The sequence below is a fragment of the Streptomyces sp. NPDC001270 genome (genome assembly GCF_042896695.1).
In the GTDB taxonomy this organism is placed as follows: Bacteria; Actinomycetota; Actinomycetes; order Streptomycetales; family Streptomycetaceae; genus Streptomyces.
The window spans coordinates 58,680-82,501 of the sequence record NZ_JBIAXM010000023.1 but is presented as its reverse complement, the minus strand read 5'-3'; the positions used below and the strand labels follow the sequence as shown (position 1 = coordinate 82,501).

The following is a 23,822-nucleotide window of genomic DNA, read 5'->3' as shown; positions in this document are numbered from 1 at the left end:
CGTCGCATGAGCGTCAAACGTCGCGAAACAGTACGCACACTGTCAAGGGCGCCTGAAGCAGCGGAAGTCCGCGGACCGCGGACCGGCGCGCCGGGACGGGGACGCCCGCGCCGCGGACGGAGGCCGTCGGTGACGCCGTTCCCGGTCCCGGCGTCGGTCCGGTGACAGGATCGGCGGAACCCGGTGCCCAGGATCGTGGCGAACCGGGCCGGAAGGGACATGCCGATGAAGCTGCACACCCGTGAGTGGGGCGACGGCGAGCGGGTCGCCGTACTGGTCCACGGGATCATGGCGGACCACAGGACCTGGCGCCGTGTCGGTCCGGCGCTGGCCGACCGGGGCTACCGGGTGGTCGCGGTGGACCTGCGCGGCCACGGCGCGAGCGGACGGGGCGAGTACGGCGCCGACAGCTGGACCGACGACCTGGTCGACACCCTTCCGGCCGCTCCGGAGCTGGCGATCGGGCATTCGCTGGGGGCGATGGCGCTGGCCGGCGCCGTCGAACGGCTCGCTCCGGCCCGTGCCGTCTACTGCGACCCGGCCTGGGAGATGAGGCCGGCGGCCGGGGCCGGGGCGGCGCGGTTCACCGCGTTCAAGCACGCCACCCGGGAGGTGATCTCCGGCCTCAACCCGCGCTGGGAGGAGGCTGACGTGGAGGTGGAACTGGCCACACTCGCGGACTGGGATCCCACGACCGCGTACGCGATCGCCGATGTGTACGCGGTCAGCCGGACCCCGGCGCGTGCCGTGGTGCCCTCGCTGGTGCTGGCGGCCGATCCCAGTTCTCTCGTGACCGCCGCCCTGCAGGGGCAGTTGACGCGGCGTGGCTTCGAGGTGCGGACGGTCAGCGGGGCCGGCCACACCCTGCACCGCGACGACTTCGACGGCTTCATGGAGGCGCTGGACGGCTGGGTCTGAGGGCGGTCGAGGCATCACCCGGGCGCGTGGCAAGCAGCCGACCGGCATGGGCCGCTCGGGCGACATTCCGGCCACGGCTGCCGCCGCCCGGGACGACCGCCGCCATGTTGGTGTCGCGCCGCGCCGCACGCCCGGTGCCACCCGCTCCGCCCGAAGAGAGGTACCCATGCCCCGACTCCCCCGCCTGGCCGGTGTCGCCGCGGCCGCGGTCGGCCTCAGCGTGCTCACGTCGGCTCCCGCGGTGAGCGGCGAGCCGCTGATGTCGGCTCCGCGGGTCGTCGCCCACTTCGACCTGGCCGCCGGTCAGACGCCGGAGAACATCGCGCTGGAGCCCGACGGCTCGGCCGATCTGACCTTCGCGTCCGCCCGGCAGGTCGCCAACGTCACCGCGCAGGGCCGCACCCGGGTGCTGGCCACCCTGCCCGCCGAGGCCCGCCCGGACACGCCCGTCGTGCACGACGCCCTGGTCTTCGGCATCGTCCGCGCCCAGGACGGCACGCTGTATGTCACCTACGCCACCGGGACCGGCAGGACCGGCGTCTGGCGCATCGGCCGGGACGGCTCCGCGCCCCGGCAGATCGCCCAGCTGCCCACCGACGGGCTGCCCAACGGCCTGGCCCTGGACGAGCGGCGGGGCGTGCTCTACGCGGCCGACTCGGTGCTGGGCACGGTGTGGCGCATTCCGCGGGACGGCGGCACGCCCACCGCCTGGGCCAGGGCGTCCGCGCTGCGGCCGGCCTCCGTCCGCCGGACGGACGGCTTCGGGGCCAACGGGGTCAAGGTGCACCGCGACGCCGTGTGGGTGTCCAATTCCGACCGCGGGACGCTGCTGCGCATCCCGGTCCGGTCGGACGGTTCGGCGGGCGCGATCGAGACCCGGGCGACCGGGCTGGGCGGGATCGACGACTTCGCCTTCCCCGGGCCCGGTACGACCGTCTTCGCGGCGCTGTCCGAGACCAACCGGGTCGCTCTGGTCCGCCCGGACGGCACCCACACGGTCGTGCTCGTGCAGCGGGACGGCCTGTCCGACCCGACCTCCGTGGCCGTGCGCGGGCGCACTGTCTACGTGCCCGGCGCCGCCCGCTCCACCCGCAAGGACCCGAACCTGCTCGTCGCCCAGTTGCGCCGGCACTTCAGCAGGTAGCGGGCGCACCCCACCGCGGGCCGGGCACGTTCGTACACTGATCGCCTGGCGCCACGGCGGGAGGAGAGCCGACGGATGGAACACGGCACACGGCGGCGTCCCGCGGGGCTGTTCGTCGGCCTGTGCACCCTGGACGTGGTCCAGTTGGTGGACCGGGTACCCGGACCCGACGAGAAACTGACGGCCCTCGACCAGACGGTGGCCGCCGGCGGGCCCGCCGCCAACGCCGCCGCCGTCTTCGGCCATCTGGGCGGCCGGGCCGGACTGCTCACCGGGCTCGGCCGCCATCCGCTGGCGCTGACGGCCACGGCCGATCTGGCGGCCCTGGGTGTGACGGTGGACGACCTGGCGGGTGACACGGCGGAGCCGCCCGCGGTCTCGTCGGTCCTGGTGACCGCCGCGACCGGCAGGCGGGCGGTCGCCTCCACCAACGCCACCCGCCACCGGCTGGTCGCGCCGGACGGCCTTGACGCCCTGGTGGCCGACTGCGACGTCGTGGAACTCGACGGTCACCACATGGAGGTGGCGATCGCCGCCGCACGGGCGGCGCGTGCCGCGGGCCGTCCCACCGTGCTGGACGGCGGCAGTTGGAAGGAGGGCACGCAGACCCTGCTGTCCTTCGTCGACGTGGCGGTCTGCTCGGCCGACTTCCGGCCGCCGGGCGCGACGACGCCCGCTTCGACGCTGGCGTACCTGCATGAACAGGGGGTGACCTGGGCCGCCGTCAGCAGGGGCGCGGAACCTCTGGTCTGGTCCGGTCCCGACGGAGAGGGCATGGTCGAGGTGGGGCCGACGGCGGTGGTGGACACCCTCGGCGCGGGCGATTTCCTGCACGGGGCGTTCGCCTACCACTGGGCGTCGGCCGGGCGGGACGGCGAACGGGACCGCGCCGGCCACTTCGCCGTGGCCCTGGCGCGGGCCGCGGAGGTGGCGTCACGGTCGTGCACGGCGTTCGGCACCCGTTCCTGGATGTTCAGGACGTGAGGTGTCCGCCGTGGCGGACCGGCTCCTCCTGGCTGGGCCTGCCGGGGTCGGTGATCGTCCCCGTGGTGCGCCGCCGGTCAGGGCCGCAGGTCGTCGAAGCTGACGTCCAGGTGGCGGGGGCCGCGCAGCAGCGCGTTCTCCCGGTAGGGCGGCGGGTCCTCGACGAGGCGGGGGTTGTCCAGGCGGCGGGCCAGTTCCGACAGCGCGATCTGGGTCTCGATCCGGGCCAGCGGCGCGCCGAAGCAGCTGTGGATGCCGCTGCCGAAGCCGAGGTGCTGGATGTCCCCGCGGTCCGGGTCGAACCGGTCGGGCTCGTGGAAGCGCTCCGGGTCGCGGTTGCCCGCGGCGAGGACGAGCCAGATGCGTGAGCCCCGCGGGATGGTCACTCCGCGCACGTCGACGTCCGCGATGCAGGTGCGCTGGGTGACGAGTTGCACGGGGGGTTCGTAGCGCAGCAGTTCCTCCACGATCCTGGCGGCCAGGCCGGGGTCGTCGCGCAGCCGGTGCAGGTACTCGGGGTGGCGCAGCAGGGTGAGCATGCCGTTGGTGATCAGGTTCACCGTGGTCTCGTGGCCCGCGATGAGCAGCAGCACCGAGGTGCTGAGCACCTCCATCATCGTCATGGCGCCGTCCTCGCCGTGGCTGGTCACCAGGTCGGAGAGCATGTCGTCGTGGGGGTCCTTGGCGCGCTGCTCGACCAGTCCGGCCAGGTACATGCCGAGCTGGACGCGCGCTTCCTGCGCCGCCCTGCGCTGGTCGGCGTTCTCCTGCGCGTGGAGGGCCGGGTCCAGGCTCGCGACGATCGGGTCGACCCAGGTGCGAAAGCGCGGTTCGTCCTCGCGCGGGACCCCGAGCAGCCGGCAGATCACGGTCACCGGGAAGGGGTAGGCGAACTGGTCGACCAGGTCGATCCGGCGGGCGTCCCCGAAGCCGTCGATCAGGTCCGTCACGATCTGCAGGAGTTCGTCGCGCATGGAGTCCAGCCGCCGCGGGCGGTGCGGCGGACCGAAGGAGCTGTTGGCGATCCGCCGCAGCCGGTCGTGTTCCGGCGGGTCGAGCCGGATGAAACTCGGCGGCAGTCCCGCCGCCTCCGGCCCGGTCGGCTGATCGTCACCGATCGCGGCGAGGTTGGTGGCGTCGGAACTGATGCGCGGATCGTGCAGGAGGCTCTCGATGTCGTAGTACCCGCTGATGGCGTACGGGCCGCCCTCTTCCTCGTGCAGGACCGGGGTCTTGCGCAGTTCCTCGTACAGCGGGTACGGGTCGGCGCGGGTGGCGTAATCGGTGATCTGGCGCAGGAGCGAGGCGTGCGTCATGACGGGTCCTTCGGGCGTGGGGGTGTCGAGGGCGGCGGCGGCCGGGGTCCGTCAGTGCCGGGCCGGGGTGAAGACCAGCCGCCGGTCCGACGGTGAGTAGCCGGTGAGGGTGACGGTCGGGCCGTGCGTCGGCAGGGACGGATCGGGGAAGTCGGCCGGGACCGGTCTGCGGCCCTCGGGCCGGCGGTCGACGGTCGGGAACTCCACCGGGAACGGCGCGCCCTCCTCGATCATCCGCTGGTAGAACTCCAGCCACCGGGTGTTGTCGAAGCTGACGGCTGCGATGATCCGGCCCTGGTGGCCGTAGACACCGACGAACCGGCGTTCGGCGAGCGAACCCTGCGTGATCATGATCTCCTCGCCCATCGGCGGCACGCCGACCGACTTGATGCTCACGCCGAACTGGGACGACCAGAACGCGGGCACCCACAGGTGCGGCCGTCGGTCCGCGCCGTGGCTGACCATGTTGTGCGCGGCGACCTCGGCCTGGGCGACGGCGTTGCCCCAGTGTTCGAGGGAGAGGAACTGGTAGCCGAAGAGGGCGTGCGGGGAGCGGGCGACGTCACCGGCCGTGAAGACGTCGTCGGTGACGATGCCCCGGAAGTCGAAGGCGCGGCAGCCCGCGTCGCAGGCGATGCCCCGCGGTCCCGCGGCGAGCCCCGAACCGGTGAGCCAGTCCGTGTTCCGGATCGCGCCGAGCGAGACGATCACGACGTCCGTCTCGACGACGCTCCCGTCGGACAGGTGCGCGGCGCGCACCCTGCCCACCGAGTCGCCTTCCAGGGCGGTGACGGTGACGCCGGTGCGCAGGTCGACGCCGTGCTCCCGGTGCAGGTCGGCGGCGACCGCGCCGATCACCCCGCCGAGGGCGCCCACCAGGGGTCCACCGGCTCGTTCCGCCACGGTGACCGGAATGCCCATCTCCCGGCAGGCGGAGGCGACTTCCGAACCGGAGAAACCGGCGCCGATGACGAACACCCGGCGCGGGCCGGCCTTCAGCCGGCGATAGAGGTTGGCCGCGTCGTCCCGGGTGCGCAGCAGGAAGACGCCGTCCAGGGACGCCTCGGACCTGTCGGGCCAGGGCCGGGCCCGGACGCCGGTCGTGATCAGCAGCCGGTCGTACTCGACCTCGTCCCCGTCCGCCAGCCGGACCTTCTTGCCGGTCAGGTCGAGGCCGGTCGCCGCTACGCCGAGGCGCCACTTCGCGTCGATCTCCAGGCGCCTGGGCAGCTCGGTGTGGTGCGCGGAGGCCATGCCGAGCAGGACCGCCTTGGACAGCGGCGGCCGGTCGTAGGGGTCGTAGGGCTCGTCACCGATCATGGTGAGCGACCCGGTGAAGCCCTCGGCGCGCAGCGTCTCGGCGGCCCGCAGTCCGGCCAGCGAGGCGCCGACGACGACGATCCGGCCCTCGTGGCGGAGCCATTCGATGTAGTCAGCGGCCATGGGTCGCCTCCTGGGCAGAACCGGCGGGCCGGTCCGGGTGGCCGTCCGTACCGTCGGCCGTGATCGCCTGTACGGGGCAGGCGGCGACCGCCCGGGCGACTCGTTCGCGCTGTTCCTCTTCGGCCCGCGGGTCGTAGATGAGCGACTCATTGCCGTGCATGGCGAAGACGTCCGGAGCGAGGAAGGCGCACTGGGCGTATCCCTGGCACTTGTTGAGATCGACGACAAGCCTCATCAGCGCTCGGCCCTCCGGCGGCCAGGTCCGTCGCGCGCCGCCCGCTCGGCGGCCACTTCCGGACGGCGGTCATCTCCCCTCGCCAGGATGGGAGCGGCGGGGCGGGCCCCGCCCGTCGGCGCGGACCGATCGGGTGAGGGACGCGGCCGGACACCCACGGGCGGTGCGGCTGCGGCGCTGGGCGGCGTGCGGATCGCGGGACCACGGTCGCGTGCCGGTCAGGCCCCCGCCGTCGGGGCCAGGGGTGGGCGGTCGCCGACGACGAGGATGTAAACGCTGACGACCAGCGCCCATGCCGGGAACACCAGCTCGGCCCAGGGGACGTTCGAGGAGACGAAGGCCAGGGTGAGGGTGGTGAGGAAGCCCAGCAGGGTCAGCCACCGCGGCAGGACGCCGAACCGGTGGCCCATCACCGACAGGGAACAGGTGAAGACGGCCGCCATGCGCGTCGCGTATCCGGTCATCAGGGTGTACGCCAGGTGGCGGCCGAAGTCCCAGGTCGGCAACCCCGGGGGCGGACCGTGGGTGTGCGCGGTGGCCAGTACCGCTTGGGCCGCCGCTGCCGCCGCGAACAGGGTGGCGACGAAGACGAGGCCGCTGCCGATGAAGACGGTGGCGACGAACCGGTCCTCGGCCTCGCCCACGTGGCTGCGTACGACGCCGACGAACCACAGGAAGAAGATCCCGGCGAAGGGTACGAGGACGAGCGCCGCGTGCACCGCGTCGCGCCGCGTGGTGTCGGCGAAACCGGCGGCGGTGACCGCCTCGGCGCCTTCGGGGATGCCGAGCCGGATGAGTACCATGGCCGCGCCGAGCAGCAGCGCGAAGACGATTCCCGCGACGCCGGCGGCCCGTGGGGTCCGCAGCACCGGCTTGCCCGACGCCGTCGTCTGCATCCGCGGCTCGCTTCCTGTCCGGCGGCTGATGCCACCAGCAAGCCGCTTCGCGAGCCCCGGCGCCACCGGAGCACACCCGAACGGAACCGCCGCGGGTGAGTCCTACGGAACTGCCGGGGCGGCTGCCGCCCCGGCGTCCGTCCTGGCCGGCCGGAGGATCAGTCCTCGGTCCAGCCGTGCTTCTTGGCGAACGAAAGGAACTCGCGGCGGATCTGCACGATCTGCTGACCCGTCAGGGTCGGCGCCGCCTGGAGCAGGAGTTCCGTGATCTCGTTGGTGAACTCGACCGTCTGCAGGACGTCGCAGAGCGAGTCGTCGGCGGCCCCCGCGGAGCCGAGCCGTGCGCTCGCTCCCGGTGCCAGCCGGATGAACGACGCCTTGGGGCCGCGCTCCCCTTCCTCGATCTCGAACTCGACCTCAAGTCCGGTACGCACCATGGACTCGGCGATCTTGAGGTCGTTCACGTGCAGAAAGACGTCCTCGTCCCCGTGATCCGGAGAGATGAACCCATATCCGCGAGCGCTGTCGAACCTCACCACACGACCTGTTGCCACACCAACCCCCAAACAACCCGGGCCACCTGCCCGAAATGAATCGACCCGCAAGTTTAGCAGTCGCCCCGGGCTCCGTCACAGGGCCGGTGACGGCCGGCGGGCGTCGCGTCCGGCGGGCGGACTTGTCGAGCGGTCTCCCTCCGGGAGAGACTTCTACAGCAGTGTAGATTGCAGGGTGTCGCCGGTACGCCGTGCCGGTCGGCTCCGCCACCGTGGGAAAGGGCTTCTCTGATGTTCGGCTTGAGTGAACTGGCCGTGATCCTCATCGTCGTCATCGTGGTCCTGGGCATCAAGAAGCTGCCCGAGCTGACGCGCTCGGCGGGCAAGGCGGCGCGGATCTTCAAGAGCGAGGCCAAGGCGCTCAAGGAGACGGACCCGCCGAACGGCTCGTCCGCCGCCGGCACCGTGATCACCGGCAGGGTGGTCGACCGGGACGGCACACCCCGTAGCTGACGGGCGCCCCGGCATCCGGTCGCCGGGGGTCAGGTGCCGACCGCCCGGCCCGCCTTGGCCCAGTTGGCGTGGAGCTTGTCGAGGTAGGACCGGGCCTGACTGCCCGGGGGCGTCCCCCGGGCAAAGGCCAGCATGTTGCTCGCGCCCGTGTTGTATCCGAGGGCCAGCAGTTCGTCCCTGTCGTAGGAGGCGGGCCACTGCGCGGGGAGCTGGGCGCCCAGGTCGTGCAGGTACCACGCCTCGGACTCGATCGCGAGGTCCCGGTCGTCGGGCAGTTCCTCCCACCGGCGCCCGGCGAAGTCGCGGCCCTTCTTGACCTCGTCGAAGGTGGCGCGGTGCATGTTCGCGATCCCGAAGGCGGCGTCCGGTTTCATCTTCTGCCAGGCCCGCTCCAGGCTCGGGTCGTGGGGTTTGTACGCCTCGTTGTAGAGGACGGCCATCAGCAACTGCGCGCCGACCCCCGTGCGCCGGGCCCAGTCCCGGACCTGGGAGGCGTAGTCGGCGGGGTCGTAGGTGGACGCGGCCACCGGGGACTCGGGGGCGGTGGGCCGGCCGGCCTGGGTGACGGAGGAGGAGACCGACGGCCCCGGCGACGGCGGGGGGTCGCCCTGCGAGGCGTCGCCCTGCGGAGTGTTGGCCGCGCGCACGATGACGTACACCGCGAGGGCGAAGACCACTACGGGCAGCAGCCAGCGCAGGCGCCTCGGCCCTCGGGCATCGGACATGTCCTGCCCTTCCTCGTGTCCCTCCCGCGACCAGCACCCTTGTACCTCACCTGGGCCTGGGGCCAGGTGAGGCGGCGCCGGGCGGTCCCGGCCGTGCCCCGGGACGGCGTGCTGCCGCGGGGTACGGCCGGTCACTTCTCATGACATCCGGTCACTCTTCGCCGATGCCGGTCACTCCTCGTAGTAATTGTTGACCACTACGTCCGGTTCGTCGTCGGAGAACGCCTCGTTCAGCAGGGCGCCGCCGACCAGGCCCGCGGCGCCCGCGCCGATGAGCGCGCCGGTGCCGAAGCGACGGCCGCCCTGCTGGTGCTGGTCGTCGTGCGGGGCCGGGTAGCCCTGCTGCGGATAACCCTGCTGCACGGGGCCCGTTTGCGGATACCCCTGCTGCACGGGTGCCTGTTGCGGATACCCCTGCTGCATCGGCTGCGGATACCCCGGCTGGGGCGGTGTGTAGAACGGCGGCGCCGTGGTCTGCACGCGCTGCGCGCAACCGCCGCACACCTGGACCGGGCGCGGCACGCCCCACTGCGGGGACCAGCTCACCGTCATCGCACCGGGGCCGTGGTCGGGGTCGAAGAAGCAGGTCACGGAGGAACTCCCTGGGGATGACGCGGGGTATGTCGGGACAGGCGCGGCGACGACGGCCGGCGGCGGTGCCATGGAGGCGGACGGTGATCCGTACGCGGCCGGGGGCTGGGCGGGGGCCGCCGCGCCAGGTGGGGACGGAGCGGGGACAGCGGTGGCCGGCGGGGGCGGGGCGGGGACGGCAGGATCCGACGCCGGGGCGAAGGGCACCGGGTCCGGCGCCGGCTCGCGCAGGACGTCCACGCCGTAGTCGGCAGCGATGCCCGTGAGCCCGGAGGCGTACCCCTGGCCGACCGCGCGGAACTTCCACTCCGCGCCCTGTCGGTACAACTCGCCGAAGACCAGCGCGGTCTCGTTCGACAGGCCGCCCGCGGCGAGGTCGTAGCGGGCCAGTTCGGCGCCGCCGTGCTGGTCGAGGACGCGGATGTGCGCCCGGTGGACCTGTGCGAAGGACTGGCCGCGGGCCACGCCCTCGTAGAGGGAGACCGGGAAGACGATCTTCACCACGTCCACCGGGACACGATCGAGGTCGACCTGGATCTGCTGGTCGTCCGGGCCCGCCGGGCGGCCGCCACCGGAGTGACGGACCGAACCGTCCGGGCTGCTCAGGTTGTTGAAGAAGACGAAGTGTTCATCGGACAGCGCCTTGCCCGAGGCGTCGCACAGGAGCGCGCTGGCGTCCAGGTCGTAACCCGTCTTCGCCTGCCAGCCCAGGCCGACCGTCACGGCGGTCAGGCCGGGGGCCTGCCGTCCCAGTGCCACGTTGCCGCCCTTGGTCAGGGGCACACTCATGCATGTCCTCCGCTACTGCTCCGCGTCCCGCGTCCATCGTGATCAACGGGGGGCGGACCCATACAGTTCCCCGATTGCGCAATGAATGAATAACGCCATGCCCGGCTCACAGGTGTTCGACGATCGCGGGCAGCAGGTCCTGGAAGGTGCGGCCGGCCGCGGGCTCGCCGATGGCCTGCAACTGCCAGCCGCCCGTCCCGCGGTGCAGCTTGGCCATGATCTGCGCGGTGTACGAGCCACCGCCGCTGAGCGTGTACCGGGCCAGTTCCTGTCCGGTGTTCTCGTCGACCAGGCGGCAGAACGCGTTCTGCACCTCGGCGAAGGTCTGTCCGGTGAACGAGTTGACCGTGAACACGATCTGGTCGACGTGCCCGGGGACCCGGTCGAGGTCGACGAGGATGACCTCGTCGTCGTCGCCGGCGCCGCTGCCGCCGGTGAGGTTGTCACCGAGGTGCCGTACGGATCCGTCGTCGCTGGTCAGGTGCTGGAAGAAGGCGACATCGGCGAGTTGCCGACGGCCGAAGAGCAGCGCCGAGGCGTCCAGGTCGATGTCCCGGGAGCCGGCCAGCTTGGCCAGGAAGCCCTTGCGCTGGGCGCCCTGCCAGCCGAGTCCCATCCGGACGGCGGTCAGCGCGCTGCCGTCGGACTTGCTCAGACTGATCTGCTGGCCCTTGCTCAAATTGACCGACATGTGTCGTCTCTCTTTCTGTCGTGGGGGTGTTCGGTGCCTAGGGGGTGAGGGATTCGGGCAGCCGGCGCCGCAGATGCGGCAGGACGCCACGGTCCAGGAGTGCCTGCCGCCATGCCTGCCGGGCCCGCTCCGCGTCCGCCGCCGCCCCGGACCCGCCCGGTCCGGCCGGTTGCCCCGGCGCACTCCGCCGGGGCGGTGTCCCGGGCGCGCTCCGCGTGTCCGGCCCGCCGTCCGTGCGCGGGACCGTCCGGGACAGCGCCGACAGGCCGATCCCCGCGCCGGCCAGCGCGACCACCGCCAGCGTCCAGCCCGCCGTGCGGACCGAGCCTGCGAACCGGGTCGCCGCACCGGCGAGGCGCAGCCCGTAGCCGATGAGCAGCAGGACGGCTGCGGAGAGGGCGGAGATCAGGGGCATCAGCGCGGCGGGCGGCAACCGGAGATCCCGGCCGGTGGGCCGGTTACGCGCGGGCGGAGCCGTCCGGACGCCGTCGGTGGGCGCCCGGGCTGCCACATGGGCGCCGTATTCGTCGGGGACGGCCGCGGCGATCTCCGTCTCCGCCGCCAGCGCCCAGGTCCGCAGCCGCAGCGCGGCCCTGCCGGTGGGATCGGTGCTCAGGGCGCCGCGGATCTCCGCGGTGTCCAGGGCCGCCAGGACCACCTGCGCGAAGTCCGCCCGGTCCGCCGGGCACAGGCCCGACGGCCGGTCGTTCACGCTCCGCTCCGGCCGGCGCCCGGGCCCGCCGGCCGCACAGGCGTATGAGGGCCGGGGGCGCGGCCCTCACACGGGTCTGTGATGTGCGCCGGCGGCTCAGACATCGACTCCGAAGTCGGCGGCGATGCCCGCGAGGCCCGCGGCGTATCCCTGCCCGACCGCGCGGAACTTCCACTCGGCACCGCCCCGGTACAGCTCGCCGAAGACCATCGCCGTCTCCGTCGAGGCGTCCTCGGACAGGTCGTAGCGCGCGATCTCGGCGCCGCCCGCCTGGTTCACCACGCGGATGAAGGCGTTGCGGACCTGGCCGAAGCTCTGGCCCCGCGACTCGGCGTCGTGGATCGAGACCGGGAAGACGATCCGCTCGATCTCGACGGGAACGGTGGCCAGATCGACCTTGATGGACTCGTCGTCGCCCTCTCCCTCGCCGGTGAGGTTGTCGCCGGTGTGCTCCACCGAACCCTCCGGGCTCTTGAGGTTGTTGTAGAAGACGAAGTGCTGGTTCGAGACGACCTTGCCGGAGGAGTTCAGCAGCAGCGCGGACGCGTCCAGGTCGAAGTCGGCCCCGGTGGTGGTCCGTACGTCCCAGCCCAGCCCCACGAGCACCGCGCTCAGGCCCGGCGCCTCCTTGCTCAGCGAGACATTGCCGCCCTTGGCCAGGGAAACACCCATGTTCCATTCCTCCACACGCACGGTCGGTTCGGGTCCGTGTCGGGACCCGAACTAGAATCTACAACACTGTAGAAGTAATCGTGGAGACGGCGCGTGCGGACCTCATCGAATGCGCCAGGCGGTCGCCGCACAGCCGCGGGCGGCCGGAGGGCGGGAGCCGGCCCGGGCCTTCGGCGGCAGCGATCCGCGCCGCCGCGCTCCCGGCGGGCTCCGGTCCAAACGCCCCTGGGGTGACAGACCACCGCTGCGGTCCGGCCCCGTACGCCGGCTCTATACGATGTGACGCCGTCGGCCGGAGAGGCCGGGCAGCGGGGGAGCAGAAGGGAGAGGGCACGTGGCGAAGCCGGATCCGACCCGGCCGCGCCGGGCACAGGGCGCACTGGAGACACAGGTGCTCGCGGCGCTCCACGAGGCAGGGGGCCCGGTGACCGCCGGCTGGGTGCAGGACCGACTGGCCGCCGGCCTCGCCTACACCACCGTGATGACGGTGCTGGCCCGGTTGCTGGCCAAGGACGCCGTCACACGCCGGCGTGAAGGCCGCTCGTTCGTGTGGCTGCCCGCCGCGGACGAGGCCGGTCTCGCCGCGCTGAGGATGCACCGGGTCCTGGACGGCGAACGGGACCGCAAGGCGGTGCTGGCCAGCTTCGTCACCACGCTGCCGCAGGACGACGAGCAGCTGCTGCGCGAGCTGCTGGACCAGGCCGACGACGAGGACTGACCACCATGGGGATCTTCGTCTTCCTCCCGTTGCTGCTGCCGTTGACCGCGTGGCCGATCGCCCGCCTGGCCGAACACCGTCTCCATCCCCGGACCGCGACACTGCTGCTGACCGGTGTCTCCTCGGTCATGGCCCTGTGCAGCACGGTGTGCCTGGCGCTGCTGATGGTGGTCGGCACCGCACAGCTGCCCGGCAATCCGCTGCCGGACGCCTGGTCGGACTCCGAGGTGCGGGAGAGCGTGCCGCGCCACGAGATCGTCGGCAAGGCCGCGATCCCCGCGCTGCTCGCGGTGCTCGGCGGCGGTCTGCGCACGCTGCTGCGCCACCACTGGCTGCGGCGCCGCGCCCACCGCGCCCTGGCCGGGCTGCCCCGTACGGAGGTGGCGGTGCTGCCCACCACCGAGTCGTACGCCTACGCGCTGCCGGGCGGCCCGCGTGACCGCGTCGTGGTCTCGACGGGCATGCTCGGCCACCTCGCCCCGCCGGAACGCCGGGCCCTGTTCGCCCATGAGCGCACCCATCTCACGGCCCGGCACCACCGCCATCTGCTGCTGGTCCGGCTGGCCGCCTGCGCCAACCCGTTCCTGTGGCCGCTGCGGAGCGCCGTGGCCTATACGACGGAGCGCTGGGCCGACGAGGCGGCGGCCCAGGCCGTCGGCAGCCGCCGGGTGGTCGCCCGGGCGATCGGCAAGGCGGCGCTCGTCTCGCGCTCCACGCCCGCCTCCCCGTTCGCCGCGTTCGCCGCGTTCGCTTCGCCGGGGCCGCTCCCCCGCCGGGTGGCGGCCCTGCTCGGGCCGGCACCGGCCGGGCGCGCCTGGCCGCCCGTCTTCACCGCCGTGGGCCTGGCCCTGTGGACCGCCGCGACCGGAGCCCTGCTGTCGGCGATGTTCTCGGCCAACTCGGCCTTCACGCTGCTGCTGCTCCTGCACGCGGCCACACCCCTGTGATCCGGTCCCGGTGACGCGGCGGGCGGGCCGCGGTCCCTCGCCCCCGCGACGCGGTCCGGCCCACAGGGGGCTCGCTCACAGGTCGAACTCGTGGGGCGGCAGGTCCAGCGCGAAACAGGCGTCCCGGACCACGGCTCGCTCGGTGGCGTCGAAGTCGCCGTCGGCGCCGCCGATGACGATGCCGATCTGGATCACGGCCCGGGCCTCGGCGGGCTTCTTCTTCGCCTTGGCGATCTCCTGGAGCACGCTGACCTTGCCGAAGTCGAAGTCGGCGGTCAGCTTGCCCAGGTTCTCCTCGAAACGGCGCCGCAGGTCGTCCGCCGGGAAGTTCTGCAGCACCTCGTTGGTGGCGATCAGCTGGGCGACCCGCTGCCGCTCGCTCGGGTCGATGGTCCCGTCGGCGGCGGCGACGAGCGCGCACATCGCCGTGCTCGCGTCCCGGAACGCACCGCTTTTCAGGTCGTTCTTCTTCGCCACCAGCTGAGTCTGCATCTGCGACGCCGAGTCCTTGATGCGGTCCCACAGGGCCATGTCGGCTTCCCTCGCTCCGGGGCCGCCGCGCCACGCCTCAAGGCGGACCGGCAGCCAACTTCCCTCTACAGTGCTGTAGAAGATAGCAGGGCCGGTGTCCGGCCCGGCGCCCGCCTCCGCCTCGCCGGGGGCGGGTCGAGCGAGGCGGCCGATGCGATCCGGCGACGCCTCGCGGGGCACGGCCGGTACCTGCGCGGCCCGTACGGCAGCAACACCCACGGCCGGTACCGGCCGGACGACGACGCCGTACCGCCCGTACGGCAGCGCGGCACGGCCCGTGCGGCGGGCACTCAACGCACGGCGTGATCGCCCCGTTCCCGCATGCGCGCCTCCTCGATGCGGCCGAGCAGGAACGGCACCATCCCCCGCTCCAGCAGGGCGAGTTCCCACGCCGCCCGCGCCGCGGCCACCTCCGGACCGGTGTCGGCCAGGGCGCTGCCGGGCTCGCCGGCGGGATGGTTGCGCGCCGCCGTCGCCAGCATCCAGACCAGGTCGCCGATCGCCGCCCCGGCGGCCACCGCGGCGGCGAGGAGGCCGACCGTGATCAGGCCGTCGCCGACGTAAGGACGGCCGCCGACGACACGCAGGGCGTAGCCGGACATCAGGAAGACGGCGGCGGCCACGGCCGACAGGCCCGGTACGGCCACGGCGAACAGGGCCAGCAGCCCGCCCGTGCGGCTCACCGACGGCGCCGCGAGGCCCGCGGCCTCCGGTGGCCCGCCCCGTCCCGCGTCCGCCGATCTCGCGACGAGGTAGTCCTGGTACTCGACGGCCGCCGCGGCGGTGATGGCCGTACGTGCCTTCGCCGCCCGGGCTCGCAGCCGCTCCCGGTCGAGCGTCGCGCCGGGGCGCTTCAGCGCGTCCACGATCTGCGTGGAGCCCAGGGCCTGCGAGAGCACCCGCTCGAACACGACACCGATCTCCGTACCCGACAGCGCGGGATCCGACATGTGTCCCCCGAAGAGTGAAAGCCGGCGGCGCTCACGGCATGCTCGGCTGCCGCACCATACGGCGGTTGAGGAATGGCGAGTCTAATGGTTCCCGAATTGCGCAACCTTTAAAGACTCGTCCGGGGATCCGCACGTCGGACGGACGGGGCAGCGTGCCACTTGCGTGATCCGCGAGAGGCGAGGCGGGCGGAAGCGGACGGCGGAGCGGCCGTGCCCAGCAGGGACGCCGTCGCCGTGCGCGCGAGCAGGTGCCGCGGTGCGCGTCACCTTCGCGACCGGGGATGTACACGAACGTGCCGCCGGGCACGGACGGGTCGCACCTCGCCGCCCGGGGCCCGGTGGCTCCGCTGCCCCCGGCCCGCGAGCTTCCGTCCGCCGGCGAACGGGCCCTGCCGGCTGCCCGTGGAAACGAGGGAGCCACGGGGCCTCCGCCCCGCCGGCGCCGAACGGTACGGCGTGGGCAGGGCGGACGCCCCGTGGCTCCGGCCGGCCGGACCGGTCAGCCGGCGGTGGCCCGGAAGCGGCGCAGCCGGAGGCTGTTGCCGACCACGAAGGCCGAGGAGAAGGCCATCGCCGCACCGGCGATCATCGGGTTCAGCAGCCCGGCCGCGGCGAGCGGCAGGGCCGCCACGTTGTAGGCGAAGGCCCAGAACAGGTTGGACCGGATGACGCCGAGCGTCCTGCGGGCGAGCCGGATGGCGTCGGCGGCGACGCGCAGGTCCCCGCGGACGAGCGTCAGGTCGCCCGCCTCGATCGCGGCGTCGGTCCCGGTGCCCATGGCCAGGCCCAGGTCGGCCTGGGCCAGCGCCGCGGCGTCGTTGACCCCGTCGCCGACCATCGCGACCGAACGGCCTTCGCCCTGCAGGCGCTTGACGACGTCCACCTTGTCCTGCGGCAGCACCTCCGCGAAGACGTGCTCCGGTGCGATGCCCACCTCCGCGGCGACGGCCTCGGCCACGGCGCGGTTGTCCCCGGTGAGCAGGATCGGGGTGAGTCCGAGGTCGCGCAGTCGCCGTACGGCCTCCGGGCTCGTCTCCTTGACCGCGTCAGCGACTTCAAGGACCGCGCGGGCCTCCCCGTCCCAGGCGACCACGACGGCCGTACGACCCGCGGTCTCGGCGGCGGCCTTCGCCCGCGCCAGTTCCTCCGGCAGGGACATGGCCCAGTCGGCGAGCAGCTGCTCGCGGCCGACCAGGACGGCATGCCCGTCGACGACGCCCTGCACTCCGCGCCCCGGGACGTTGGCGAAGTCCTCCGGTACGGGCAGCGGTCCGACCCGGTCCGCCGCGGTGGCCGCGACGGCCTGTGCCACGGGGTGCTCGGACGCGTGCTCCAGGGCGCCGGCGAGGCGCAGCACCTCCGGTTCGTCGGTGCCCTCGGCGGGGTGCACGGCGAGCAGGGTCATCCGGCCGGTGGTGACGGTGCCGGTCTTGTCGAGGACGACGGTGTCGGCCCTGCGGGTGCTCTCCAGCACCTCGGGTCCCTTGATGAGGATGCCGAGCTGTGCGCCTCGGCCGGTTCCCACCAGCAGTGCCGTCGGGGTGGCGAGCCCCAGGGCGCACGGGCAGGCGATGATCAGGACGGCGACCGCGGCGGTGAAGGCGGCGGTGAGTCCGGCGCCGTTGCCCAGCCAGAAGCCGAAGGTGGCCAGGGCCAGGGCGATCACCACGGGGACGAAGACGCCGGAGATCCGGTCGGCGAGCCGCTGCGCGGCCGCCTTGCCGTTCTGGGCGTCCTCGACGAGCCGGGCCATGCGGGCGAGCTGGGTGTCGGCGCCCACCCGGGTGGCCTCCACGACGAGGCGTCCCCCCGCGTTCAGCGTGGCCCCGGTGACGCCGTCCCCGACGCCCACCTCGACCGGGACGGACTCGCCGGTGAGCATGGACGCGTCCACCGCGGACGAGCCCTCGACGACGGTACCGTCGGTGGCGATCTTCTCGCCGGGCCGTACGACGAAGCGGTCGCCGACCTTCAACTCCCCTATCGGGAGCGGGCGTTCCCGGCCGTCGCGGAGGACGGTGACCTCCTTGGCGCCGAGTTCCAGCAGTGCCTTGAGCGCGGCGCCTGCCTTCCGCTTGGACCGGGCCTCGAAGTACCGTCCGGCCAGGATGAAGGCCGTCACGCCGGCGGCGGCCTCCAGGTAGATGTTCCCGGCTCCGTCGGTGCGGGCGATGGTCAGCTCGAAGGGGTGCGTCATGCCGGGCGTCCCCGCCGTGCCGAGGAACAGTGCCCACAGGGACCACAGGAAGGCGGCCGACACACCGACCGAGATCAGGGTGTCCATGGTGGAGGCGCCGTGCCGGGCGTTGGTCCAGGCGGCACGGTGGAAGGGCCAGGCCGCGTAGGTCACGACCGGCGCCGCCAGGGTGAGGGACAGCCACTGCCAGTACTCGAACTGCAACGCCGGGACCATCGCCATGAGGATCACCGGCACGGCGAGGACCACGGCGGTGGTCAGCCGCTGCCGCAGGGTGCGCAGCTCGTCGTCCGGACGGTCGGCCGGGGAACCGGCCGAGGCGTCCCGGACGGGTTCGGGGGTCGGCTCCTGAGCCGTGTACCCCGTGGCCTCGACGGTGGCGATGAGGTCCGCCACGGCGACACCGTCGTCGAAGGCGACCTTGGCCTTCTCGGTCGCATAGTTGACGGTGGCCCGCACTCCGTCCATGCGGTTGAGTTTCTTCTCGATCCGCGCGGCGCACGAGGCGCAGGTCATGCCGCCGATGGCGAGTTCGACCTCGGCAGCATCGGAAGCGGTGGTGGTCATGTCTGCTCCTCCTCACGGACCGTATCCACGATCACTATACCCCTCAGGGGTATCTCCATGACTCCACTTATACCCCTACCCGGTATATGACGCAAGGGTGAGGGAGATTTTTTTGTACTCCTGTGGGGTATCCACGGGTGCTGCCGGGCCCTCGCCCGGGCGGCCCAGGCTCCGGCAGATCCTTTCGCCCGGCACAGGATGGCCGACCGCCCGGGGGTGGGGCAGGCTTGATGTCATGAGTGACCGGCAGGACGTGGCGGGTCTCGGGCAGGCGTGGCAGTCGAGTCAGGTACTGCTGCTGCTTCCGTTCGCGCTCATCGCCGCGATCACGGTGGTGGACACCCAGTTCACCGACGACATCCACCTGGGTCCCGCCCTGGTCATCGCCCCGGCGCTCACCGCGTCCTTCGCCGGCCCGCGGACCACGGGGGCGGTCGGGGTGCTGGCCGTGGCGGCGCAGACCCTCATCGGTGCCGTGCACGGCGGGCTGTCCGCCGCCAACAACATCGTGCAGATCATCACCCTCTCGGTGCTGTCCGTGCTGGTCGTGCTCTACTGCGCGGTCCGGGACCGCAAGCGCGACCAGCTCGCCCGGATCCGTTCGGTGGCCGAGGCCGCCCAGCACGTCCTGATGTGGCCGCTGCCGGAGCAGCTGGGGTTCGTACGGATCGCCTCCCTGTACCTGGCCGCCGAGGACGAGGCCCAGATCGGCGGCGACCTGTACGCGGCGACCCGGGCCTTCGACGGCGTACGGGTCCTGATCGGGGACGTGCGCGGCAAGGGGCTGCCCGCGGTCGGCGAGGCGGCCACTCTGCTGGGGGCGTTCCGCGAGGCGGCGCCCCGGCGCCCCGTGCTGACGGACCTGGCCGAAGCCCTGGAGCAGAGCGTGCAGCGCTACGCCGCCGACTTCGAGCCGCCCGAGGAGGCCGGCGAGCGCTTCGCGACCGCCCTGCTGGTGGAGATCCCCGACGACCATCCGATCGTCCGGCTGGCGTCCTGCGGCCACCCGCCGCCGCTGCTCGTCAGCCAGGGCCGCACGCTCACCGTGCCGACCCTGCACCCCTCTCCCCCCTTGGGGGTCCAGCCCACCGAGCCGGGCGAGCGGGTGCTGGACGAGGTCCCCTTCGAGCCGGGCGACACGCTGCTGCTCTACACGGACGGCGTCATCGAGGCCCGCGACGCCGACGGCCGGTTCTACCCGCTGGCCGAGCGCATCGCCCGGTGGACCGACGCGCCGCCCGAGACCCTCGTCCAGCGGGTCCGGCGGGATCTGGTCGCCCATACCGGCGGGCTCCTCAACGACGACGCCGCGCTGGTCGCCCTGCACCGCACCTCCGCCGAGCACGGACGGCACCACGGGCGGATCATCGGCGCGGACGCGCTGCGCCTCGGCGTCCGGCCCGGCTCCCCCACCGGATGACCGGACCGGCGCACCGGGACGTGGGCGGGCGCACCCGGGAGCCGGCGAAGGGACGGACGGAAAGGCATGCCGGGAACGGGGCCGGGGCGCCGCCGGGTCCCGGCGGTGCCCCGGCCCCGGGGTTCACGGCTTGCGGGCCACCGCTCCGTACATCGCGATGTCCTCGTCGCGGATGTCCTTCTCGCCCGTGCCGTCCGGGTGCCACTTATGGACCTGGACGACGCCCGGCCCGACCAGGTCGAGGCCGTCGAAGAACTCGTTTGCCTCGTCGATGGTGCGCAGCCGCATCGGCATGTTGCGGGCCGCGTACTCGCGGGCGACCCGGCCCACCTCCTCGGGCGCGAACTCGGCGGTGCCGATGGACATCGCCAGGTAGCTGCCGGAGGGCAGCGACTCCAGGAGACGGCGCACGACGGCGACCGCGTCGTCCTCGTCGAGCATGAAGTGGACGATGGCGATCACCGTGAGCGCCACCGGCCTGCCGAGGTCGAGCGTCTCGCGCAGCTCCGGGGCGTCCAGGATGGCGGCCGGGTCGCGGAAGTCGGCCTCGATGTACGCCGTCCTGCCCTCGGGCGTGCTGGCCAGCAGGCCCTGGGAGAGGGTGAGCACGATGGGGTCGTTGTCCACGTAGACGACCCGTGCCCGAGGGGACACCGCCTGGGCGATCTCGTGGAGGTTCGGCGAGGTCGGGATGCCGGTGCCGACGTCCAGGAACTGGCGCATGCCCGCCTCCTCGGCGAGCCAGCGCACGGCCCGGTTCATCCAGTCCCGGTTGGCGCGCATGTGGACGGGCAGGGCGGGCCACTCCCGGGACATGGCGTCGCCCGCCTCCTTGTCCGCGGGGTAGTAGTCCTTGCCGCCCAGTATGTAGTCGTAGATCCGCGCGGAGTGGGCGTTCTCGGTGTCGATGCGGTCGGCCGGCCATCCGTTGTCGGGCAACGCCGTGTCTCCCATTCGAGTCGGGAATGCAGAGGGGTCGGTGGAACAACAGCGATAACAGGGCGGTTCACAGGAGGAAGTCGGCGGCACCCGCCTTCACACCGGTCAGGAAGCTGGTCACCTCCCGCGGGGTGAAGACCAGCGCCGGGCCGTCGGGATCGGTCGACTGGCGTACGGCGACGCGCCCGTCGGCGAGCCGCTTCACTTCCACGCAGGCGCCGCCGGCGTCGTCGCTCCACGGCTTGGACCAGCCACACGTGCCGAGTTCACGGGACGGCATGCCGTTGTGTATGGGATCGCACACGTCAGAACTCCTTCCGTATCGCACCGAGGACGGATTCGGTCTTCCTGGCGGGCGCCGCCTGGGCGCCCAACCGGTCCAGGGCCTCGCGGTACACCACGACGTCGTCGCTCTTGTCCAGGTAGACCGCGCCCACCAGGCCGTTGAGGTAGACGACGTCCGGGAGTTCACGGGCCCGGAACCGGAAGAGGTGGTAGGCACCGGCCCGCATGGCGGGATGCGGGCCACTGGCGAACGGCATGATCTGCACGGTCACCTGCGGCAACCGGTTGACCTCGATCAGGTGGTCGATCTGCGCGCGCATCACCGGGGATCCACCGACCGGCCAGCGCAGCACCGTCTCGTCCATCACGACCCACAGCCGCGGCGGCGCCTCGCGCGTGAGGAGTTCCTGGCGCCGCAGGCGCAGCGCGACCCGCCGCTCCGTGGCCTCCGCCGGGGCGTGCGGGTTGCCGGCGGTCAGCAGGGCGCGCGCGTACTCCGGTGTCTGCAGCAGCCCGTGGACGAATTCGTTCTCGTAGACGCGGATCTGCAGTGCGGCCTGCTCCAGGCTCAGATACGCGGCGAACCAGTCCGGCATGACGTCGCGGTACGTGTGCCACCAGCCGCGCTTGTTGGCCTCGCGCGCGGACTGCAGGAAGGTGGCCACCTCCGCCGGGTCCGTCACGCCGTAGACCTGGAGCAGTTTCTCGGCGTCGGCCAGCCGCAATCGGGCCACCTTGGCGGCCTCCATCCGGCGGATGGTGGAGTGGCTGACCCCGATGGCCGCGCCCGCCTGGTCGTACGTCAGACCGGCCCGGACGCGCAGTTCCTCCAGTTGCCTGCCAAGGATCATGCGCAGGACGGAAGGGACGCCACCCCAGTCGGTCTCCGCGGCCACGCCTACCCCCTCACACCAGGTTCCTGGTTCACAGTCTCACGCGGTCGATCAAGGCCCCTCGTCCGGTCATCCGTTGACGTATGCAGCATGCACGTGGCCACCTGAAAATTTCAACTTGCTGGTTGCGAACGGATGTTGGCAGATGCCAGAGTGGGCGTACCGACCCGGCTCTACGAAAGAGCAGGCAAGACAGCCCAGTTGGGGGACTTCGGGCTGCACCCGTGCGCCCTCGGGCCCGGGTTGCCGCCTGTTCGTCGTGCGCGGCCGGCCGAGGTGAGACCGACACCCCCCACTTTGCGAGGCCGGACGAAAGGCGTACGGCGATGACTCCGCCCTCCTTCCCCCAGCCGCTGGACCGACTCTCCGACGACCGATCCCCCGACGGGCCGCCGGGGAACTGGCGCCCCGGCCTGGTGCCGGGCAGCGAGAAATTCGCCGGCTCGCACGGAGCGGACCGCTCGTGCTGCTCGACCCGGTCGGCGGGCTCCACCAGACCACCCGGAGGCGAGCACGCCGGTCGACTCCCCGGGCCCGACGGTCCCGACCCTCTCGCCTCCGGGGCTCAGCCACCCGGCCGTCTGCACGCGTTCGACCTGCCCGCGACCCCGGAATCGGTCGGCGCGGCCCGCAGGGCCGTACGCGAACTGCTGACCGGGTGGGGTACCGGCGACGACGTCCTGGACAACGCCGTCATCGTCACGTCCGAGCTGGTCACCAACGCGGTCAACCATTCGGCCAGCGAGCGGATCGCCTGCCGGCTGCGCAGTACCGCGGGCCGGCTCCGCATAGAGGTCGAGGACCAGAACCGTGCCGCCGCGCTGCCGACGCCCCGGCGGCCCGACCCGGACGACCAGAACGGACGCGGACTGCTCCTCGTCGAAGCACTCAGCTGTGACTGGGGTGTCGCCGACGCCCGCCGCTCCGGACGCGTCGTGTGGGCCGAGCTGACCACGGCCCCGGACACCGGCGCTCCGTCGGCCCCGCACCCCGATCGGTCCATCCCCCACTCGGCCGAAGGACGTCTGCCCCATGGACCATGGTTCACCCAGCCCTGACCGGGACCTGAGGCGCGCCGCCCACCCGGTTGCCCCCGCGGCGATCCCGATCCACCGCACGGCACGTCTGCACGCGGCCGACCCGTCCTGGACGGGCGCGCGTCCCAAACCGGGCCCGGTCGGGGGCGCCGCGCACGCGTGACCCCCTCACCGAAACCCGCGTCCCGTCCCCCGCGCCCGCACCGCCGGGGGCGGTCCGGTCCATGGTGCGGCAGCGGTTCAGCGCGCCGGTCAGACCGGTGCGCTCGAACTCCGCCGCACGGACGGGGGGCCTGACCAGGGCCGAGGTCGCGGCGACGGTGGCGCCCCGGTCGTGTCCCCCGATCACCCCGGACCGCTCGCCCAGCGCCTCCACCACGGCGCCGTCGTCCGGCACCAGTTCGAGCATCCGGTGGGCACCGGTCCCGGCGGGCTTGGCGGAGCGGCCGTGGCCGCGTACGTCGATGACCACGACCCGGTATCCGGCGGCCGTCGGCACGGTCAGCCGACGGCGCCGGGAGTACCAGGACTCCGGGAATCCAGGAATCTGGGAATCCGTGCACGAGGAGCACGAGCGGTCCAGGTCACGGACTGGCTCGCATTTGTTCGGATTCTGTCACCGATGCGCGGAATGCCGTTCTCCGCGTCCTGCTGTGCGCGAACACGTGCTAACAATTTTTTGTCGGCCCGTCGAGGCCACAGGGGGAGGTAAGACCGCGTGAACCGCATCCGTACGGACGTCACGGTCCTGACCACGACCGGACTCCTCACCGCCGCTCAACTCGGCCTGTCCCAGGCCGCCTCCGCGCAGCCCACCGCCCAGAGTTCCGACTGCCCGCTCGCCGTCGCGCATCCGTCCCGTTTCTCCGTCGACACGCACGGCCGGGTGACCGGCGGCGGCCGGTATTTCGGGATCAAGAACAAGCGCACCACGAAAAGCTTCAAGAAGGTCGCTTTCACCGTCACGAAGGCCAAGCACGTGCGGTTCGGTTCGGCGAAAGCCAACGGCGGCAAGATCGGCCACCAGACGCCGAAGTCGGTGCCGGTCCACACGGCGACGCTGAAGAAAATGGCGAGCCTCGACGTCACGGTCCGCACGCGTCTGCTCGACACCCGTACGCACAAGACGAGGTTCACCCTGTCGGGAAACGGCTGGAACTGCGCCGTCGACCAGGGAACCTGGGGCAGCTGATCACCGGGGATACGCTGGAGTGC

General features: G+C 72.6%; 25 protein-coding genes and 1 pseudogene. 9 read left to right on the top strand and 17 right to left on the bottom strand.

The genetic code is table 11. The annotated features are described in order from the left end of the window. The first annotated feature begins 225 nt into the window (after positions 1-225). From ACFY2B_RS31920 to ACFY2B_RS31910, 3 genes are all read left to right on the top strand, one after another. Positions 226-918: an alpha/beta fold hydrolase gene (locus ACFY2B_RS31920; RefSeq protein WP_390766542.1), complete on the top strand. Its 693-nt coding sequence runs from the start codon at positions 226-228 to the stop codon at positions 916-918. A 166-nt stretch (positions 919-1,084) separates the two neighbouring features. After that, positions 1,085-2,062 (top strand): hypothetical protein, encoded by a 978-nt coding sequence (locus tag ACFY2B_RS31915; RefSeq protein ID WP_390766541.1) that lies wholly within the window; start codon positions 1,085-1,087, stop codon positions 2,060-2,062. Between the two features lie 75 nt (positions 2,063-2,137). Then, the gene (locus ACFY2B_RS31910; RefSeq protein WP_390766540.1) at positions 2,138-3,046 is read left to right on the top strand and encodes a PfkB family carbohydrate kinase; all 909 of its coding nucleotides are present in this window, start codon (positions 2,138-2,140) and stop codon (positions 3,044-3,046) included. 77 nt (positions 3,047-3,123) lie between these two features. Here ACFY2B_RS31910 and ACFY2B_RS31905 read toward each other — a convergent pair whose 3' ends face one another. The 5 genes from ACFY2B_RS31905 to ACFY2B_RS31885 form a co-directional block, all read right to left on the bottom strand. Continuing rightward, on the bottom strand, positions 3,124-4,362 hold the full coding sequence (locus ACFY2B_RS31905) for a cytochrome P450 (protein WP_390766539.1): 1,239 nt from the start codon (positions 4,360-4,362) through the stop codon (positions 3,124-3,126). 51 nt (positions 4,363-4,413) lie between these two features. After that, on the bottom strand, positions 4,414-5,805 hold the full coding sequence (locus ACFY2B_RS31900; protein WP_390766538.1) for an NAD(P)/FAD-dependent oxidoreductase: 1,392 nt from the start codon (positions 5,803-5,805) through the stop codon (positions 4,414-4,416). After that, positions 5,795-6,040 carry a ferredoxin gene (locus ACFY2B_RS31895; RefSeq protein ID WP_390766537.1) on the bottom strand — a complete coding sequence of 82 codons (246 nt, stop codon included), beginning with the start codon at positions 6,038-6,040 and terminating at the stop codon, positions 5,795-5,797. Before ACFY2B_RS31895 ends, ACFY2B_RS31900 begins: the two co-directional genes overlap by 11 nt. Positions 6,041-6,258: 218 nt before the next feature. After that, on the bottom strand, positions 6,259-6,936 hold the full coding sequence (locus tag ACFY2B_RS31890; RefSeq protein WP_390766536.1) for a hypothetical protein: 678 nt from the start codon (positions 6,934-6,936) through the stop codon (positions 6,259-6,261). 158 nt (positions 6,937-7,094) lie between these two features. Continuing rightward, the gene (locus ACFY2B_RS31885; protein WP_390766535.1) at positions 7,095-7,490 is read right to left on the bottom strand and encodes a cold-shock protein; all 396 of its coding nucleotides are present in this window, start codon (positions 7,488-7,490) and stop codon (positions 7,095-7,097) included. Positions 7,491-7,721: 231 nt separating this feature from the next. Between ACFY2B_RS31885 and ACFY2B_RS31880 the strand changes: the two genes are divergently transcribed. Beyond that, positions 7,722-7,943, top strand: coding sequence for a twin-arginine translocase TatA/TatE family subunit (locus ACFY2B_RS31880; RefSeq protein WP_390766534.1), 222 nt, complete (start codon positions 7,722-7,724; stop codon positions 7,941-7,943). Positions 7,944-7,972: 29 nt separating this feature from the next. On the opposite strand, the gene ACFY2B_RS31875 is transcribed toward ACFY2B_RS31880, so the two are convergent. From ACFY2B_RS31875 to ACFY2B_RS31855, 5 genes are all read right to left on the bottom strand, one after another. Continuing rightward, positions 7,973-8,668 carry a lytic transglycosylase domain-containing protein gene (locus tag ACFY2B_RS31875; RefSeq protein WP_390766533.1) on the bottom strand — a complete coding sequence of 232 codons (696 nt, stop codon included), beginning with the start codon at positions 8,666-8,668 and terminating at the stop codon, positions 7,973-7,975. A gap of 171 nt (positions 8,669-8,839) precedes the next feature. After that, positions 8,840-10,048 (bottom strand): TerD family protein, encoded by a 1,209-nt coding sequence (locus tag ACFY2B_RS31870; RefSeq protein WP_390766532.1) that lies wholly within the window; start codon positions 10,046-10,048, stop codon positions 8,840-8,842. Between the two features lie 106 nt (positions 10,049-10,154). After that, positions 10,155-10,739 (bottom strand): TerD family protein, encoded by a 585-nt coding sequence (locus ACFY2B_RS31865; RefSeq protein WP_390766531.1) that lies wholly within the window; start codon positions 10,737-10,739, stop codon positions 10,155-10,157. Positions 10,740-10,776: 37 nt separating this feature from the next. Further along, positions 10,777-11,451 carry a hypothetical protein gene (locus tag ACFY2B_RS31860; RefSeq protein WP_390766530.1) on the bottom strand — a complete coding sequence of 225 codons (675 nt, stop codon included), beginning with the start codon at positions 11,449-11,451 and terminating at the stop codon, positions 10,777-10,779. Between the two features lie 96 nt (positions 11,452-11,547). Then, positions 11,548-12,123, bottom strand: a complete 576-nt coding sequence (locus ACFY2B_RS31855; protein ID WP_390766529.1) for a TerD family protein — start codon at positions 12,121-12,123, stop codon at positions 11,548-11,550. Between the two features lie 334 nt (positions 12,124-12,457). Between ACFY2B_RS31855 and ACFY2B_RS31850 the strand changes: the two genes are divergently transcribed. Continuing rightward, entirely contained in the window at positions 12,458-12,841 is a 384-nt protein-coding gene (locus ACFY2B_RS31850; RefSeq protein WP_390766528.1) for a BlaI/MecI/CopY family transcriptional regulator, read from the top strand. Between the two features lie 5 nt (positions 12,842-12,846). Continuing rightward, positions 12,847-13,788 carry a M56 family metallopeptidase gene (locus tag ACFY2B_RS31845; protein WP_390766527.1) on the top strand — a complete coding sequence of 314 codons (942 nt, stop codon included), beginning with the start codon at positions 12,847-12,849 and terminating at the stop codon, positions 13,786-13,788. A gap of 75 nt (positions 13,789-13,863) precedes the next feature. Here the strand turns inward: ACFY2B_RS31845 and ACFY2B_RS31840 are convergent, their stop codons facing one another. From ACFY2B_RS31840 to ACFY2B_RS31830, 3 genes are all read right to left on the bottom strand, one after another. Then, positions 13,864-14,319, bottom strand: coding sequence for a tellurite resistance TerB family protein (locus ACFY2B_RS31840; RefSeq protein WP_390766588.1), 456 nt, complete (start codon positions 14,317-14,319; stop codon positions 13,864-13,866). Positions 14,320-14,609: 290 nt separating this feature from the next. Then, a complete protein-coding gene (locus ACFY2B_RS31835; protein WP_390766526.1) occupies positions 14,610-15,269 on the bottom strand; it encodes a hypothetical protein in 660 nt (219 codons plus the stop codon). Between the two features lie 499 nt (positions 15,270-15,768). After that, positions 15,769-18,033 (bottom strand): heavy metal translocating P-type ATPase, encoded by a 2,265-nt coding sequence (locus ACFY2B_RS31830; protein ID WP_390766525.1) that lies wholly within the window; start codon positions 18,031-18,033, stop codon positions 15,769-15,771. A gap of 235 nt (positions 18,034-18,268) precedes the next feature. Between ACFY2B_RS31830 and ACFY2B_RS31825 the strand changes: the two genes are divergently transcribed. Next, positions 18,269-19,453 carry a PP2C family protein-serine/threonine phosphatase gene (locus ACFY2B_RS31825; protein WP_390766524.1) on the top strand — a complete coding sequence of 395 codons (1,185 nt, stop codon included), beginning with the start codon at positions 18,269-18,271 and terminating at the stop codon, positions 19,451-19,453. Between the two features lie 123 nt (positions 19,454-19,576). Here ACFY2B_RS31825 and ACFY2B_RS31820 read toward each other — a convergent pair whose 3' ends face one another. The 3 genes from ACFY2B_RS31820 to ACFY2B_RS31810 form a co-directional block, all read right to left on the bottom strand. After that, entirely contained in the window at positions 19,577-20,392 is an 816-nt protein-coding gene (locus ACFY2B_RS31820; protein WP_390766523.1) for an SAM-dependent methyltransferase, read from the bottom strand. Positions 20,393-20,459: 67 nt separating this feature from the next. Next, positions 20,460-20,672, bottom strand: a complete 213-nt coding sequence (locus ACFY2B_RS31815) for a DUF397 domain-containing protein (protein ID WP_389021184.1) — start codon at positions 20,670-20,672, stop codon at positions 20,460-20,462. Positions 20,673-20,697: 25 nt separating this feature from the next. Then, entirely contained in the window at positions 20,698-21,573 is an 876-nt protein-coding gene (locus ACFY2B_RS31810; RefSeq protein WP_390766522.1) for a helix-turn-helix domain-containing protein, read from the bottom strand. Between the two features lie 323 nt (positions 21,574-21,896). Here ACFY2B_RS31810 and ACFY2B_RS31805 point away from each other — a divergent pair, with 323 nt between their 5' ends. Next, positions 21,897-22,628, top strand: a complete 732-nt coding sequence (locus ACFY2B_RS31805; protein ID WP_390766521.1) for an ATP-binding protein — start codon at positions 21,897-21,899, stop codon at positions 22,626-22,628. Here ACFY2B_RS31805 and ACFY2B_RS31800 read toward each other — a convergent pair. Further along, positions 22,615-23,188, bottom strand: a pseudogene (locus tag ACFY2B_RS31800) (alpha/beta fold hydrolase); the annotation flags it as partial. The gene ACFY2B_RS31805 and the pseudogene ACFY2B_RS31800 sit on opposite strands and share 14 nt — an antisense overlap. 137 nt (positions 23,189-23,325) lie before the next feature. On the opposite strand from ACFY2B_RS31800, the gene ACFY2B_RS31795 reads away from it, so the two are divergent. Beyond that, on the top strand, positions 23,326-23,799 hold the full coding sequence (locus ACFY2B_RS31795) for a hypothetical protein (RefSeq protein ID WP_390766520.1): 474 nt from the start codon (positions 23,326-23,328) through the stop codon (positions 23,797-23,799). Positions 23,800-23,822 lie beyond the last annotated feature (23 nt).